Raw genomic sequence first — 14,343 nt, forward strand, 5'->3', positions numbered from 1 at the left:
GAGCCAGCAGGTAAGCGTCTCTGGCCGGGGCGACGCCTGCCGGGTCACGGCCGCGCGGCGTCGAGTTCGGCCTGCACGACTCCCCAGTCGATCGGGGGTTCGAGGCCGACGACTTCGGCTTCGAAGGCTTCGACGCGGTCGCCGTGGGCGTCCCGCCAGTCGTCGCCGGCGCTCGCGGCGATGCGGTCGGCGAGCGCGCCGTGGCGCTCGCGGAGGTCGGCGAGGCGGTCGGCCTCGATCTCGTAGTCGCCAGTCCACTCCCGGAGGTCGTCGAGTTCGGCCGCGAGGTCCGCAAGAAGGAGAGAAATCACGCGCGCTTGGAGTGATGCACCGACCCACGCGGTCCCGTCCGCGTCGCCCGCGTTGAGTCGGTCCGCGGCGTCGGCGAGCGCGGAGAGCGAGTCCGCCACGTCGTCGAGGTCCGCGGCGAACTCCTCGCGGCGAACCTCGGAGGTCGTGAGCCAGCGTTCGAATGACTCGGCGTCGTCGATGAGTTCGTCGGCGTTCCACTGCGCAGCGGTCGCGTCCTCCCGGAGGTCGTGCAGGGCGAGGGCGACCTCCGCGAGCGCGCCCGGTTCGCCGGTCCGCCCGACGATGTCCTGGAGGCGCGCGCCGAGTTCCTCCACGGTGGTTTCGAGCGCGGTCAGGCGTTCTTCCTGCGTGGTGAGTCGCGCGTCGACGCTGTCGAGGTCGGGCGCGTCCGCAGCGGCGTCGCGGGCGTCCGAGACGGCCCGCGCGGCGAGTTCGACGCGCGTCTCGGGAGTGGCGACGACCTTCGAGGCTTCGGCGAGTTCGGCGTCCACGGCGTCCCAGGTCACGCGGCCGTCCTCGTCGGCGACCGCGCCGAGCGCCGCCCGGACGACGGCGGGGTCGCGGTCCACTTCGTCGGCGACGGCGTCGGTCGCGTCGTCGACCGGTGTTCCGTCGATACCCTCGGTGTCCGCGCGTTCACGCATACTCTGACGGAACCGGACGCACGAGGATATAATTTTCGACAGAGAACGCCGCTACCGGCTGTTTACGCGGATTGTGGCGGACGTACGTCTATATAGCAGGACGTACGGATAGTTCGGGTACTGAGGGTTCGTAGTCGTACGTGGGGGTACGTCCACGAATAGTAGACTATTATAAAGGGTCTTTATAGGAAACCGCATCCGTTCACGTGATGCCTCAGGACGAAGCGGGCACGGGAGCGGGCGTATCACGGCGTAAGTTCATCGCGGCGACCGGTGCGGTCGGCGCAGCCGGCCTCGCTGGCTGTCAGAGCGAGAGTTCGGGCGACGACACGACGGAGACGACGACCAGCGGAAACAACAACCAGAACACGCAGACGACGACGCAGTCCGGCAGCAGCGAGCCGGAGATGCTGACGGCCGAGGGGTCCTCGACGGTGTACCCCATCGCGAACACGGGCAGCTCCTACTGGAACTCCAACCCGCCGAACAGCGACGGCGAGTACTGGGGGTCGAACGACGAGAGCACGGTTCCCGGCTGGGAGGACCTCGGCAGCCCGGACATGCGACTCGCGGACTACTTCGCGAGCCTCTACGGCTTCGAACCGACCGGTCAGCAGGCGACGCCGCCGTTCATGACGTCCATCGGTCTCAGTCACTCCGGCACGGGCTGTAAGTCCGTCTGGGACGGCCTCGTCGACATCGGGAACTCCTCCGGCCCCATCACGGCCGAACTCGGCTGGAGCGAGTCGCAGCGCGACCAGCGCGTCGTCGACCACGTCGTCGGCCGCGACGGCCAGCCGGTCGTCGTCAGCAGCGACGTCTACGACGCAGGTGTCACCGAGCTCACCGGCGAGGAGGTCCGCAAGATCTACCAGAACGAGATCACGAACTGGAGCGAAGTCGGCGGTCACGACCAGGAGATCTACGTCATCGGTCGCGCCGAGGGCTCGGGGACGGACACCTCGTTCCGCCTGAACATGCTCGGGAGCGCGGACGCCCCGATGCCCGGCGTGAACACGCGGTTCGGCCAGAACCAGCAGGTCGCGCAGGCCGTCCAGCAGAACGAGGGCGCAATCGCGTACATGGCGCTCGCGTTCACCGGCCCGCAGGTCCAGCCCGTCGCAATCAACTTCGAGGGGACAGTGTACAAGCCGGACAAGGACGCGGAGCACACCATCTTCGACAGCGACTACCCGCTGAACCGCGACCTCCACCAGTACACGAAAATCACGGACGACACGCCGAACGGCACGGACATGCGTGAGGCCGCGTTCATCAACATGTTCCTGACGACGTTCGGACAGACCGTCTTCGTCGAGGGGAACAACTACATCCCGCTTCCGACGAAGGACATCGAGTCCGAGAAGGCGAAGCTGCCCGACCAGGCCTAACGCGGCACCCGACCTCCCCTATTTCATTCATTGATGTCATCATTACAAGACCGTGTGGCGGCCGTTCCGGGCGCGTTCTCGCGCGCGCTCCGGCGGAGTCGGGAGTTCGTCGCGGAGACGGACCCCGTCGCGTTGGCCGTCGTCGGTATTATGACCGTTTCGCTGCTCGGCGCGCTCGTCGGGTTCCTCCTCGTCTCCGCGCTGACGGCGGTGCCGTTCGTCGTGTTCCTCGCGAGCGCGGCGTACGGCTGGGTGTTCCATCAGGGACTCACCGCGCGCGCGTTGACGTTCGCGATGACCGTCTCAACGATACTGATACTGCTGCTCATCATCGTGTTCATCTTCGCTGAATCCGTCCCGATGATTCGGTACGAGAGCGCGACCGTATTCGGCGTGAGCGTCCCCGGTCTCCGGATGTTCATTCAGCCGAACTGGGACGCGGTCTCGCCGCCCATCCGGTACTCGATGGTGCCGATGATTCACGGCACCGTGATGGTCACGATAATCGCGACAATGGTCGCCGGCCCGCTCGGCGTCGCCGCGGCGCTCTTCCTCTCCGAAATCGCGCCCCCGGCGGTCCGCGAGACGGTGAAGCCCGGCGTCGAAATCCTCGCCGGCATCCCCTCCATCGTGTACGGCTTCATCGGATTCACGCTCCTCGGGCCGTGGGCGTCCGATAAGTTCGACATCCTCGGACAGGGAACCTACCTCTTCGTCGGCATCGTCGTCGGGATGATGGCGCTCCCCACGGTCGTCTCCGTGGCGGAGGACGCGCTCGCGGCCGTCCCCGAGTCGATGAAGTCCGGGTCGCTCGCCATCGGCACGACCGACTGGCAGACCATGACGAGCATCACCCTGCCCGCCGCGATTTCCGGCGTCTCCGCCGCCGTGCTGCTCGGCGTCGGGCGCGCAATCGGTGAGACGATGGCCGCGACCGTGATGCTCCGCGGCGTCCCACGGCTCACCGAACCGATCTACAACGTCTTCTACGGCCAGGAAACGCTCACCTCGCTCATCGCGCGGAACTACGGCGAGGCGGACGGCCTCCAGATGGACGCGCTGTTCGTCGCGGGCGTCATCCTGTTCGTGACCGTGCTCGCCATCTCCATCGTCTCACAGTACATCGAGTGGCGGATGCGCCGCAAACTCGGGGGTGAGGCCTGATGGCGACCGACTCCCGCACCGCGCTCGTCGCGGGCGACACCTCGGGCACTGACGCCGTCGCCGCGGTCGCGGTCGGCGTCGCTGCAGTCGTGTTCGCGACCGCCGCGGCCGCGATGTTCGGCATCGTCAGCCTCACCGACACCATCCTCGGCGTCGACGTACTGCTCGCGCTCGGCGGCCTGCTCGTCGTGCTCGGCGTCGCCGTCGTCTCGTTCGGCGTCGGCTCCCGCCTCGGCTACGTCGAAACCCAGCCGCGTTCGAGCGCCGGCCTCGTCGCCGGCCTCGCGTTCACCGCCATCTGGTTCGTCACGGGCGGCCTCGTCGCCTCCCAGACGCTCGGTCTCGGCACCGCCGGCTGGCTCGCCGTCGCGCTCGGCTTCGGCGCAGTCGCGTTCGGCATTTCGACGTTCACGCGCGAGGACGTCGGCTCGACGATTCCCGCGGGCGCGATAACCGTTTTCGCGGGCCTCGTTTTCCTCCTCGGCGTCATCGACGCCTCGTGGGCGTGGAACCTCCAGTGGGAGCAGAAAGCCTCCTTTACGGCCGAAGTCGCGATTCCCGGTCTGACGCTGTTCTGCGCGCTCGTCTCCGGCTGGGCGTCCGCGAAAGCCTACGGCGGGTTCGGGGCGCGCGGCCGGCACGCCGGCGCCTACCTCCTCATCTACATGAACGCGCTCGCCATCATCGCCGTGCTGTTCGGCCTCGTCGCGTTCACCGCGGTCAAGGGCTTCCCCGGGCTCACGCGCGGGTTCGAGGTCGGCCTCGGCGTCGGTCCGACGACGACCCTCGAATACTTCCTCCATCTGCCGTTCCTCGACTTCGCACCCGGCTTCTCCTTCAGCTTCGACTGGCCGTTCTACCTGCCGTTCGCGATGAACGGCGTCGGCCTCCTGAACGACTTCAACGGCGTCCTCCCGGCCATTGTCGGCACGATTTGGCTCGTCGTCGGGGCGTCCCTGTTCGCGATACCGCTCGGCGTCGGCGCCGCCGTCTTCCTCACCGAGTACGCGGAACGCGGCCGCTTCACCCAGGTGGTGGAAATCGCGACGAACGGCCTCTGGAGCACGCCCAGTATCGTGTTCGGCCTGTTCGGCTTCGCGTTCCTCGTCCCCCGGTTCGGCGGGAACAAGAGCCTGCTCGCGGGCATGCTCACGCTCGGGTTCATGCTCCTCCCGCTCGTGCTCATCACGAGCCGCGAGGCGATGCTCGCCGTGCCGGACGAGTACCGGGACGCGAGCGCCGCGCTCGGCGTCTCCCAGTGGCAGACCATCAAGAGCGTCGTCGTCCCCGCCTCGATACCCGGTATCGTCACCGGCGTCATCCTCGGCGTCGGCCGCATCGCCGGCGAGACAGCGCCCCTCCTGCTGACGATGGCGGGCGGGACGTTCGTCCCCGGCGGCCAGACGGTCGACGTCATCGGCGGGTTCGCGTTCCAGGCGTCGCCGCCGTTCGTCACCAACCCCGAACTCCTGCAGGCGACCAGCGCGCTCCCCTACCAGCTCTGGGCGCTCATCGCCGCGGGCGTCGGTCAGTCCAGCAACATCGGCGACGCTGCGGCGTTCAAGTGGGCGACCGCGCTCATCCTCCTTATCGTCGTCCTCGGCTTCTACGCCATCGGCATCGCGATGCGACAGTACTTCCGGCGGAAAATCCAGTCATGAGCGAAACCACACAGTCCACGGCCGACCAGCCCCTCGAAACCACGAGCGGTGAGACAACCGAACAAGTACAGGAAGAGTGGCGCAATCACTCGTTCGACGGCGAGACGAAACTCGCCGTCGAGGACCTCAACGTCCACTACGGGAGTGACCACGCGCTCAAGAACATCTCCATCGACATCCCCGAGGAGTCCGTGACGGCCCTGATTGGTCCGTCGGGCTGTGGGAAGTCGACGTTCCTCCGGTGCTTGAACCGGATGAACGACCGCATCAAGGCCGCCGACATCGACGGGTCGGTGAAACTCGACGGGGAAGAAATCTATCAGGACGGCACCAATCTGGTGGAGCTCCGCAAGCGGGTGGGGATGGTGTTCCAGCAGCCGAATCCGTTCCCGAAATCCATCCGCGACAACGTCTCCTATGGCCCCCGCAAACACGGCGACATCGAAACTGGGCTGTTCTCGCGGCTGCTCGGGCGGAGCGGCGAGGAGACGGAAGCACAACTGGTCGAGCGCGCGCTGACGCAGGCGGCGCTCTGGGAGGAAGTGAGCGACCGCCTCGGGGACAACGCACTCGGATTGTCCGGCGGTCAACAACAGCGCCTCTGCATCGCGCGGACGCTGGCGACCGACCCCGAAGTGATTTTGATGGACGAGCCCGCATCCGCGCTCGACCCCATCGCCACCGCCAAAATCGAAGACCTCATCGACGAACTCTCCGAGCAGTACACGGTCGTCATCGTCACCCACAACATGCAGCAAGCCGCCCGTATCTCCGACCAGACCGCCGTCTTCCTCACCGGCGGCGAACTCGTCGAGTACGGCGACACCGACCAAATCTTCGAAAACCCCGAGAGCCAGCGCGTCGAAGACTACATCAGCGGCAAATTCGGATGACGCGGGAGACGTACCAGGAGGAACTCGACGACCTCCGGCGGGAGGTCCGGGACATGGGCGACCTCGTGCTCGGCCGGCTCGATGACGCGCTCGCGTGCCTCACGGGCGATGGAGACGACGAGCTGGCGCGCGCGGTCATCGAGGGCGACGCGGACGTGAACGAGCGCTACCTCGCGCTCGAAGACGCGTGCATCGACCTCATCGCGCTCCAGCAGCCCGTCGCGGGCGACCTCCGGTTCGTCGTCGCGTCCTTCAAGATACTCACCGACCTCGAACGCGTCGCCGACCTCGCGACGAACCTCGCGGAGTACTCGCTCACCGCGTCGAACACGGCGGTACCCGCGGACGACCTCACGACCATCGGCGAGCGGGCGCGAGACCTCGTGGAGCGGGCGCTCGACGCGTACATCGACACCGACCCGGCGGCGTGTCGCGCCATCGCGGACGACGACGACGAGATAGACGCGCTGTGCGCGCGAGCGAACGAGACCGTCGTTCGCGACCTCATCGAGCGCGAGGCCGACGCGGACGCGTGGACGGTCGAGAGCCTGCTGGACGACGTGTCCCGCGTTCTGCTCACCGTCCGCGACCTCGAACGCATCGCCGACCACGCCGTGAACATCGCGGCGCGCACGCTGTACATGACCGAGAACGACCCAGCACTCATCTACTGATGGAGTCCCGGAAAGTCCAGTCCGTCGGCGGCGGCACGCTCACCGTCTCGCTCCCGCGCGAGTGGGCGGACACGACCGGAATCGCGGCCGGCGATTCGGTCGACTTGCACGCGCACCTCGACGGCGTGCTCGTCCTCCAGCCCGGCGCGAGCGAGGCCGACGACACCAGCCACGTCACCGTGCCGGCCGTGGACGCGGACCGCATCGCGGCGGTGGTTCGCTCCGCGTACACGGCCGGCTACCGGACGATAGCGTTCGACGCCGACGGCGGCCTGTCGACGGACCAGCGCCGCGCGCTCGACCGCGCGGTCCGCGGCCTCCCCGGATTGAGCGTCGTGGACGACGACAGCGGGGTTCGACTCCGGTACGTGCTCGACCCGGCCGAGGTGTCCGTGTCCCAGTCGGTCCGGCAGTTGGCGTTCGTCGCGCGGAGCGTCAGCCGGGACGCCGCGGACGCGCTCGCCGACGGTCGCGCGGTCGAGTTCGGGGACCGGACGAGTCAGGCGGCCCGGCTGACCGCGATGGTCGAGCGACACTTCTCGCGCGCGCTCTCCCGGCTGGACGAGGTGGACGCGCTCGGACTGACGCGGCCGCGGCTGGCGGAACTCCGGACGACGGCGCACGAACTGAACGGGGTCGCGTCGGACGCGGACCGCCTCGCAGCCGTCGCGGGCGACGCGGACCCCGCGGGCGCGTTCGTTGGCGAAGTCGCGTCGCTGGCGGGCGCGGCGCGCGAGGCGGTGGACGCCGGGACGCGGAGCGTGCTCGGTGACGCGGGCGTGGACGCCGCGCACGACGCACTGACAGCAGTGGAAGCACTCCGCGACGACATCGACGACCTCGACCGGCGGTTGTTCGAGGCGTCGGACGCGGACTACCAGCTCGTGCACGCCGTGAACGCCGTGCGGTCCGTCGCGGACCACGCGGAGCGCATCGCGACGGTCGGCGTGCAGCGCGGCCTCCGGGACGACGCGTACGCGACGCCGGACGAGCCGCCGGAAACGCCACAGTAGCCGGTCGTATTTTTGCCGGAACTGGTGGGCTTACTTCGCCACCACCGGACAGTCTATCACGAATGAAGAAACAGTTACTCGTGACCGACTTCCTCGACCGCGCCCGCGACTACTACGGCGACCGCGAGGGCGTCGTCGGCGCGGACGGCAGTCGGTTCACGTACGGGGAGTTCGGCGAGCGCGTCGACGCGTTCGCCGCCGCGCTCCAAGCGCGCGGCATCCAATCGGGCGACCGGGTCGCCGTCGTCGACCCAAACACGCACTACCACCTGGAAGCCGCGTTCGGCGCGATGAGCGCGGGCGCGGTTCACGTCCCGCTGAACTACCGGCTCACGGCCGACGACTACGCGTACCTCCTCTCGGACTCGGGCGCGGACGTGGTGTTCGCGGACCACGAGTACGCGGAGAAGGTCGAGGCCGTGCGCGACGACGTGCCCGTCGAGACGTTCGTGACGAACGACCCGGACGCCGTCGCGGGCGACTGGCTCGACTTCGAGGAGTTCCTCGACGACCCCGACGACTACGAGCGCCCCGAGATGCACGAGGACGACCTCGCGACCATCAACTACACGTCCGGCACGACGGGCGACCCGAAGGGCGTCTGCCGCACCCACCGCACGGAGTCCCTGCACGCGCAGCTGGCGACGATTCATCACCACCTGGCGGACGACGACACCTACCTGTGGACGCTCCCGATGTTCCACGTCAACGGCTGGGGGCACATCTACGCCGTCACCGGCCGGGGCGCGACGCACGTCTGCACGCGCGGCGTGGACGCCGAGACGGTGTTCGACGCCATCGCGACGGAGGACGTGTCCTTCCTCTGCTGTGCGCCGACCGTGCTCACGCTCCTCCAAGAGTACGCGGAGGAGAACGACCCGGACTTCACGGGCGCGAACCCGATTCGGGTGACGGCGGCGGGGAGCGCGCCGCCGACCGCGACGATTCGCGCCGTCCAGGAGGAGTTCGGCTGGGAGTTCCTCCAGCTGTACGGCGCGACTGAGACGGGACCGCTCATCGCAACGTCGGACGCGGAGCGCCTCCTGCCCGAGTCGGGCGAGGAGCGGTACGCCGCCCAGCAGCGCCAGGGCGTCGCGCCGCTCGCGACCGACCTCCGCGTCGTGGACGAGGACGGCGAGCGCGTTCCGCGGGACGACAGCACCATCGGCGAGGTGGTGGTTCGCGGGAACCAAGTGATGGAACGCTACTGGAACAAGCCCGAACAGACCGAGGAGGCGTTCAGCGGACGACTGGAGGGGTTCTTCCACACGGGCGACCTCGCGACAGTGGACGAGGACGGCCTCATCTCCATCAAGGACCGGAAGAAGGACATCATCATCTCGGGCGGGGAGAACATCTCCTCGGTGGAGCTAGAGGACACGTTGTTCGGCCACGACGCGGTCGGCGAGGTCGCGGTGATTCCGTCGCCCTCGGAGAAGTGGGGAGAGACGCCGAAGGCGTTCGTCGTGCCCGCGAACGGCACGCCCGAGGACCCCGGCGTCACCGCGGAGGAACTCACCGAGCACACCCGTGAGCGCCTCGCGGACTACAAGACAGTCCGAGAAGTGGAGTTCGTCGAGTCGATTCCGATGACGGCGACCGGCAAGATTCAGAAGTACGAACTCCGGGAGCGCGAGTGGGACGACGAGGACAGCATGGTCGGCCAGGGATAGCGAACTAGAGCAGTTCCGCGAGCAGTTCGTGCGAGCGCATCCCGGTTTCGTGGTCGGGAACTGTGTGCTGAATCATGATTTCCTCGACGCCGAGTCGGTCTTCGAGTCGGGAGAACACCGATTCGAGGCGGTCGGGGGTGCCGGCGAGCGCGCGCGGCCACTCGTTTTCGGGGAGCGTCTCGGGCGTCGGGTCGGGAACGCCGCCGAGTTCGTCGACGGCCTCGGGGACGGTCGGCGTGGTGGTGAGGTCGCCGCGGCGGAGGCGCTTCCGGGCGGCCATCGACACCGCGCGCAGTCGCGCGGCCTCCTCGTCGGTTTCGGCGGCGACGGCGTTCACGGCGACCATCGACCGCGGACTGTCGACGCCGGCGGCGAGCGCGGACGGTTCGAAGTGCTCGCGGTACGCGTCGAGGGCGTCCGGCGCCCACCCCGGGCGGATGAAGGAGGCGAAGCAGAATGGGAGGCCGAGTTCGCCCGCGATGGTCGCGCTCGCGGTGCTCGACCCGAGCACCCAGGGTTCGGGCGGGTGTGCGCCCGAGCGAGGGACCTGGAGGTCGGCGTACGCGTGGCCGGGTGGGTAGTCGTCGTAGAGGTGGGTGAGGACGGCCTCGATCTTCTCGCGGTGGTCTTCGTCGGGGTTCTCGACGTGGCGTTCGGTGCCGAGCGCGCGGTCGGCGGCCGGCGACCCGTTCGCGCGGCCCAGGCCGATGTCGACGCGGCCGGGGGCGAGCGCGTCGATGGCCCCGAACTGCTCCGCGACCTTGAACGGACTGTAGTGGTTCAGGAGCACCGCACCCGACCCGAGGCGGATGCTGTCGGTGTGCGCGGCGAGGTGGCCGAGGAGGACTTCGGGCGTGGTGCCGGCGAGGCGGTCGGCGCGGCCGTGGTGTTCCGCGACCCAGAACCGCTCGAACCCGAGTCGTTCGGCCTGCTGTGCGGCCGCGACGGTGTTCGCGTAGGCGTCGGTCGCGGTGCCGCCGCGCGGAACGGGCGAGAGGTCGACGACGGAGAGCTGCATGGCGGAGGTCGGGTCTTCGGCCGAATAACGGTTCGGTAAGGGGCGAACGCGACTCAGTTTCGATTCATCCCGGAGTCGACGCCGGACTGCATGAATCGCGCGAGAATACGGCCGATGCTGCTGTGTTCGGTCCACATCGCTTCCTCGCCGCTCCCGCCGTCGGTGGCGGCGGCGAGCAGCACGGTTTCGTCGTCTACCATCAGCGCGCGTCCGGCGAAGTCCGCGGGGTGGTCGTCGTCCATCACGAGCACGCGAATCGGCGCGTCCGCGAACCGCTCGCGCGCGTCCGGTTCGGCGCTCAGCACGGTGACGGCGAGGCCGGCGTCGGCGCGGTCGCGGAGCGCGGCCTCGATGTCGTCGGTGATGGAGCGCTCGGCGGGCGCGACGAGGAAGACGCTATCCTCGGCGGCCGCGACGAGGTCGACGATGCGGTCGTCGATTGGGCGGCGGCCGCGGAGGGTCGCGACCGCGCCGTCCGTCTCCCGGTCGGGGGCGCTGGTGCGGAGGGCTTCGAGGTGGTCGAAGGCCTCGTCGCGTTCGCGTTCGAGGCGTTCGGTGAGTTGGCTGCGGGCGGCGTCGAGGCTCACTGCGCGATACTGTTTGGGCGAGGACTCCACGAGTTCGGCGAGACCGCGTTCGACGAGGGCGTCGGCGGCGCCGTACACCTGCGAGCGCGGCACCTCGGACGTGTCGCTTACGTCCTGGGCGGTGCCGGTGCCGAGTTCTTGGAGGGCGACGAACACGCGCGCCTGATAGTTCGGGAGGCCGAGGCGTTTCAGGGCGGCGACTGCGTCTCGTGTGCTCATGGTGTCTCGCGTCGGATGTGAGTGTTCGCCGGGCGGGTTCTTCAGTACCGCGCTCCAACCTCGATAAATATAGTAGAATAATACAATATTTATGTTCTAGGTGGGGGTAGGGTGGGGTATGTCACTGGCAACGCGGTTCGCGGGGTTCGTCACGGACCACAGCAAGGTCGTCGTCGCCGTCCTCCTCGTCGCGACGCTCGCAGTCGGCGCGGGCGCGGCGAACGTCGACGGCGGCCTCACCATCGCCGGGTTCAGCAGCGACTCACCCGAGGCCGACGCGTACGACTACGCCCAAGAGAACTTCCGAACCGACGGCGAGAACACGACCGTCGTGCAGGTCGTGATACGGGACGAGAACGCGCTCTCGAAGGAGAGCCTGCTCGCCAGCCTCCGCTTCCAGCAGGAGGCGCGCGCCGCCGCGAGCGTGAATCAAACCCTCCGCGACGACCGGGCGTTCGTCGACCTCGCGTCCGTCGTCGCCACCGCCGCCATCCACGCGGAGGACGGCGCGAACGCGACCGGGACGCCGTCGCTCGACGCGCAGAGGGCGCAACTGGAGGCGATGACGGCGGGCGAAGTCGAGGACGCGGTCGCGCGCGTGCTCGACCCCGACGCCTCGATACCGGGCGCCGACCCGTACTCGCTCCTCCCGACGGACTACACGCCGGGCGCGACTACCGCCGACGCACGCGTCGTCTACGTCTTCCAGGACACCACGGGCGCGACCGGCGACGACCTCCCGGAGCGCATCGCCGCCGCCCAACTCGACCTCAAGGCCATCGCCGCGGACACCCTGCCCGGTGAGAGCTTCGTGTTCGGCGCGGGCATCGTGAGCGAGGAGAGCACGCAAGCCACCGGCGAGAGCTTCGCCATCATCTCGCCCGTCGCCTTCCTCCTCATCATCCTCGTCCTCGGACTCGCGTACCGCGACGTCTTCGACGTGCTGTACGGCCTGCTCGGCGTCGCGCTCACGCTCGTCTGGATGTTCGGGTTCATGGGCTGGGCGGGCATCGGCCTCACCCAGATACTCATCGCCGTTCCGTTCCTCCTCGTCGGCCTCTCCATCGACTACGCCCTTCACGTCGTGATGCGCTACCGGGAAGCCCGCGCCGACGACCCCACGCGCTCCCGGCGCGAAGCGATGCGGCGCGGCCTCGCCGGCGTCGCCGTCGCGCTGGCCGCCGCGACGTTCACTACCGCCGTCGGCTTCCTCTCCAACGCCGTCAGTCCCGTCGGTTCCATCCGGGACTTCGGCGTCGTGAGCGCCGCCGGCATCGCCGCCGCCTTCCTCGTGTTCGCGCTTCTCCTTCCCGCGCTCAAACTCGAACTCGACGGCCTGCTCGCCCGCGTCGGCCTCGACCGCCGGGCGTCGCCGTTCGGTCGCGGCGGCGTCGCGGGCCGCCTGCTCGGCGTTGGCGCGACCGCCGCCCGCCGCTCACCGCGGGCGATTCTCGTCGTCGCACTCGTCCTCACCGTCGCCGGTGGTGCGGTCGTCACGGACATCGACACCACCACCGATCAGACCGACTTCCTCCCGCGCGACTCGCCCGACTGGATGGACTCCCTCCCCGGCCCCTTCCAACCGAGCGACTACAGTCTCGTGGAGAACGCCGAGTACCTCCAGGACTCCTTCGTGCAGGACCGCGACCAGTCCACTGGCCTTCTCCTCGTTCGCGGTGACGTGACGAACCCGCGGATGCTCGACGCGCTCGACGCGGGGCGCGCCGACCTCCGGAACGCGAGTTCGACGGTGACGCTCGCCGACGGAACCCTGTCCGCGACGGGGCCGCTGGAGACCATCGACACCGTCGCCGCGCGTAACGACACCGTCGCCGCCGTCGTCGCGGACGCCGACACCGACGGCGACGGCGTACCCGACGAGGACCTCGCAGCGGTGTACGACGCAGTCTACGCCGCCGCGCCCGACGACGCGGCCGCCGTCATCGCCCGCGAGAACGGCGAGTACGGCGCGCTCCGCGTCGCCGTCTCCATCGCCGGGAGCGCCGAACCCGGAACCGTCACGGGCGAACTCCGTGACGTTGCCACCACCGTCGAAGACGAGAGCGGCGTCGCCACCATCGCCACCGGCCAGCCCGTCGTGAACTACCTCGTCCAGCAGAGCGTGCTCCGGACGCTCGTCGAGGGCTTCCTCATCACCGCCGGCGTCATCCTCGCCTTCCTCACCGTCATCTTCTGGACGCGCTACCGCTCCCTGACGCTCGGCGCGGTCGTGCTCGCGCCCGTCGTCGCCGCGCAGGCGTGGCTGTTCGGCACGATGTACCTCGCCGGCCTCCCCTACACGACCGAGACGGCCATCATCGCCGCCATCGGCATCGGTATCGGCGTCGACTACGCCATCCACATCGGCGAACGGTTCGTCGACGAGTACGACGGCGAGAACGCCCCCGAAGCGCTCTCGCGCACGCTCACTGGAACCGGTGGCGCGCTCCTCGCGAGCGCGGGCACGACCGTCGCCGGGTTCGGCGTGCTCGCGCTCGCGCTCGTCCCATCCCTCCAGCGGTTCGGGTTCGTGACGAGCGTCGCCATCGCGTACGCGTTCCTCGCGAGCGTCCTCGTCCTCCCGAGCCTCCTCGCGGTCTGGACGCGGTATACGGACGCCGCCGTCACCCGGACGGACTAATCGCCGAAGGGGTCGAACCGCCGGCCGGTGAGCGTCCGCGGTTTCAGCCAGAACAAGCGGAGGTCTGCTTCCTCGATGGGGACGCCGGACTCGTCGAGCGCCGTGAACACGGCGTTGTCGGCGAGCGCGGAGAGCGCGTCGGGGACCTCATCGTCGTCCGCCGGGGAGAGCGGGCCCTGTGCGACGACGCTCGTCGCGCGCAAGTCGTCGCGCAGTTCGAACACCGTGAACGACGCCGTGCGGGTGGTCGTCACGAAGTCGCGCTTCCTGCTCCACGGGGCGTCCGCGAACTGCAAGCAGATGAGGCGGTCGTCGCCGTCGTAGCCGTAGGATATCGGGAGGCCGTACGCGTCGCCGTCGGCGGCGAGGGAGAGCACGCCGACGCCGTGCTCGCGGAGGAACGCGTCTACTTCGTCGTCGCTCAACTGGAGGGCGGGGCGGCGGTCCATACCC

General features: G+C 68.9%; 12 protein-coding genes. 8 read left to right on the plus strand and 4 right to left on the minus strand.

What is annotated here, in order from left to right:
- Positions 1 to 44 precede the first annotated feature (44 nt).
- Complete coding sequence (locus tag ACOZ4O_RS02710) at positions 45 to 956, minus strand: halo transducer protein (protein ID WP_424523777.1); 912 nt, start codon at positions 954 to 956, stop codon at positions 45 to 47.
- Positions 957 to 1,165: 209 nt separating this feature from the next.
- Between ACOZ4O_RS02710 and ACOZ4O_RS02715 the strand changes: the two genes are divergently transcribed.
- The 7 genes from ACOZ4O_RS02715 to ACOZ4O_RS02745 all read left to right on the plus strand — a co-directional run bounded on the left by ACOZ4O_RS02715 (position 1,166) and on the right by ACOZ4O_RS02745 (position 9,425).
- The gene (locus ACOZ4O_RS02715; RefSeq protein WP_424523778.1) at positions 1,166 to 2,347 is read left to right on the plus strand and encodes a substrate-binding domain-containing protein; all 1,182 of its coding nucleotides are present in this window, start codon (positions 1,166 to 1,168) and stop codon (positions 2,345 to 2,347) included.
- A gap of 33 nt (positions 2,348 to 2,380) precedes the next feature.
- Entirely contained in the window at positions 2,381 to 3,511 is a 1,131-nt protein-coding gene (pstC, locus tag ACOZ4O_RS02720) for a phosphate ABC transporter permease subunit PstC (protein WP_424523779.1), read from the plus strand.
- Positions 3,511 to 5,172 carry a phosphate ABC transporter permease PstA gene (gene pstA / locus ACOZ4O_RS02725; protein WP_424523780.1) on the plus strand — a complete coding sequence of 554 codons (1,662 nt, stop codon included), beginning with the start codon at positions 3,511 to 3,513 and terminating at the stop codon, positions 5,170 to 5,172. Before pstC ends, pstA begins: the two co-directional genes overlap by 1 nt.
- Positions 5,169 to 6,065 carry a phosphate ABC transporter ATP-binding protein PstB gene (gene pstB / locus ACOZ4O_RS02730; RefSeq protein WP_424523781.1) on the plus strand — a complete coding sequence of 299 codons (897 nt, stop codon included), beginning with the start codon at positions 5,169 to 5,171 and terminating at the stop codon, positions 6,063 to 6,065. The genes pstA and pstB overlap by 4 nt, the downstream gene beginning before the upstream one ends.
- Positions 6,062 to 6,739, plus strand: coding sequence for a phosphate signaling complex protein PhoU (gene phoU / locus ACOZ4O_RS02735; protein ID WP_424523782.1), 678 nt, complete (start codon positions 6,062 to 6,064; stop codon positions 6,737 to 6,739). Before pstB ends, phoU begins: the two co-directional genes overlap by 4 nt.
- Positions 6,739 to 7,752 (plus strand): AbrB/MazE/SpoVT family DNA-binding domain-containing protein, encoded by a 1,014-nt coding sequence (locus tag ACOZ4O_RS02740; RefSeq protein ID WP_424523783.1) that lies wholly within the window; start codon positions 6,739 to 6,741, stop codon positions 7,750 to 7,752. The genes phoU and ACOZ4O_RS02740 overlap by 1 nt, the downstream gene beginning before the upstream one ends.
- A gap of 62 nt (positions 7,753 to 7,814) precedes the next feature.
- A complete protein-coding gene (locus ACOZ4O_RS02745) occupies positions 7,815 to 9,425 on the plus strand; it encodes a long-chain-fatty-acid--CoA ligase (protein WP_424523784.1) in 1,611 nt (536 codons plus the stop codon).
- A gap of 4 nt (positions 9,426 to 9,429) precedes the next feature.
- Here the strand turns inward: ACOZ4O_RS02745 and ACOZ4O_RS02750 are convergent, their stop codons facing one another.
- Together ACOZ4O_RS02750 and ACOZ4O_RS02755 are read right to left on the minus strand one after the other, a co-directional pair.
- Positions 9,430 to 10,443, minus strand: a complete 1,014-nt coding sequence (locus ACOZ4O_RS02750; RefSeq protein ID WP_424523785.1) for an LLM class flavin-dependent oxidoreductase — start codon at positions 10,441 to 10,443, stop codon at positions 9,430 to 9,432.
- A 53-nt stretch (positions 10,444 to 10,496) separates the two neighbouring features.
- Complete coding sequence (locus ACOZ4O_RS02755) at positions 10,497 to 11,249, minus strand: TrmB family transcriptional regulator (RefSeq protein ID WP_424523786.1); 753 nt, start codon at positions 11,247 to 11,249, stop codon at positions 10,497 to 10,499.
- A 118-nt stretch (positions 11,250 to 11,367) separates the two neighbouring features.
- Between ACOZ4O_RS02755 and ACOZ4O_RS02760 the strand changes: the two genes are divergently transcribed.
- Positions 11,368 to 13,890, plus strand: a complete 2,523-nt coding sequence (locus ACOZ4O_RS02760; protein WP_424523787.1) for an efflux RND transporter permease subunit — start codon at positions 11,368 to 11,370, stop codon at positions 13,888 to 13,890.
- On the opposite strand, the gene ACOZ4O_RS02765 is transcribed toward ACOZ4O_RS02760, so the two are convergent.
- Positions 13,887 to 14,339, minus strand: a complete 453-nt coding sequence (locus ACOZ4O_RS02765; RefSeq protein ID WP_424523788.1) for a pyridoxamine 5'-phosphate oxidase family protein — start codon at positions 14,337 to 14,339, stop codon at positions 13,887 to 13,889. The two genes, ACOZ4O_RS02760 and ACOZ4O_RS02765, sit on opposite strands and share 4 nt — an antisense overlap.
- Positions 14,340 to 14,343 lie beyond the last annotated feature (4 nt).

The organism is Salarchaeum japonicum, assembly GCF_049705945.1.
GTDB lineage: Archaea > Halobacteriota > Halobacteria > Halobacteriales > Halobacteriaceae > Salarchaeum > Salarchaeum japonicum_A.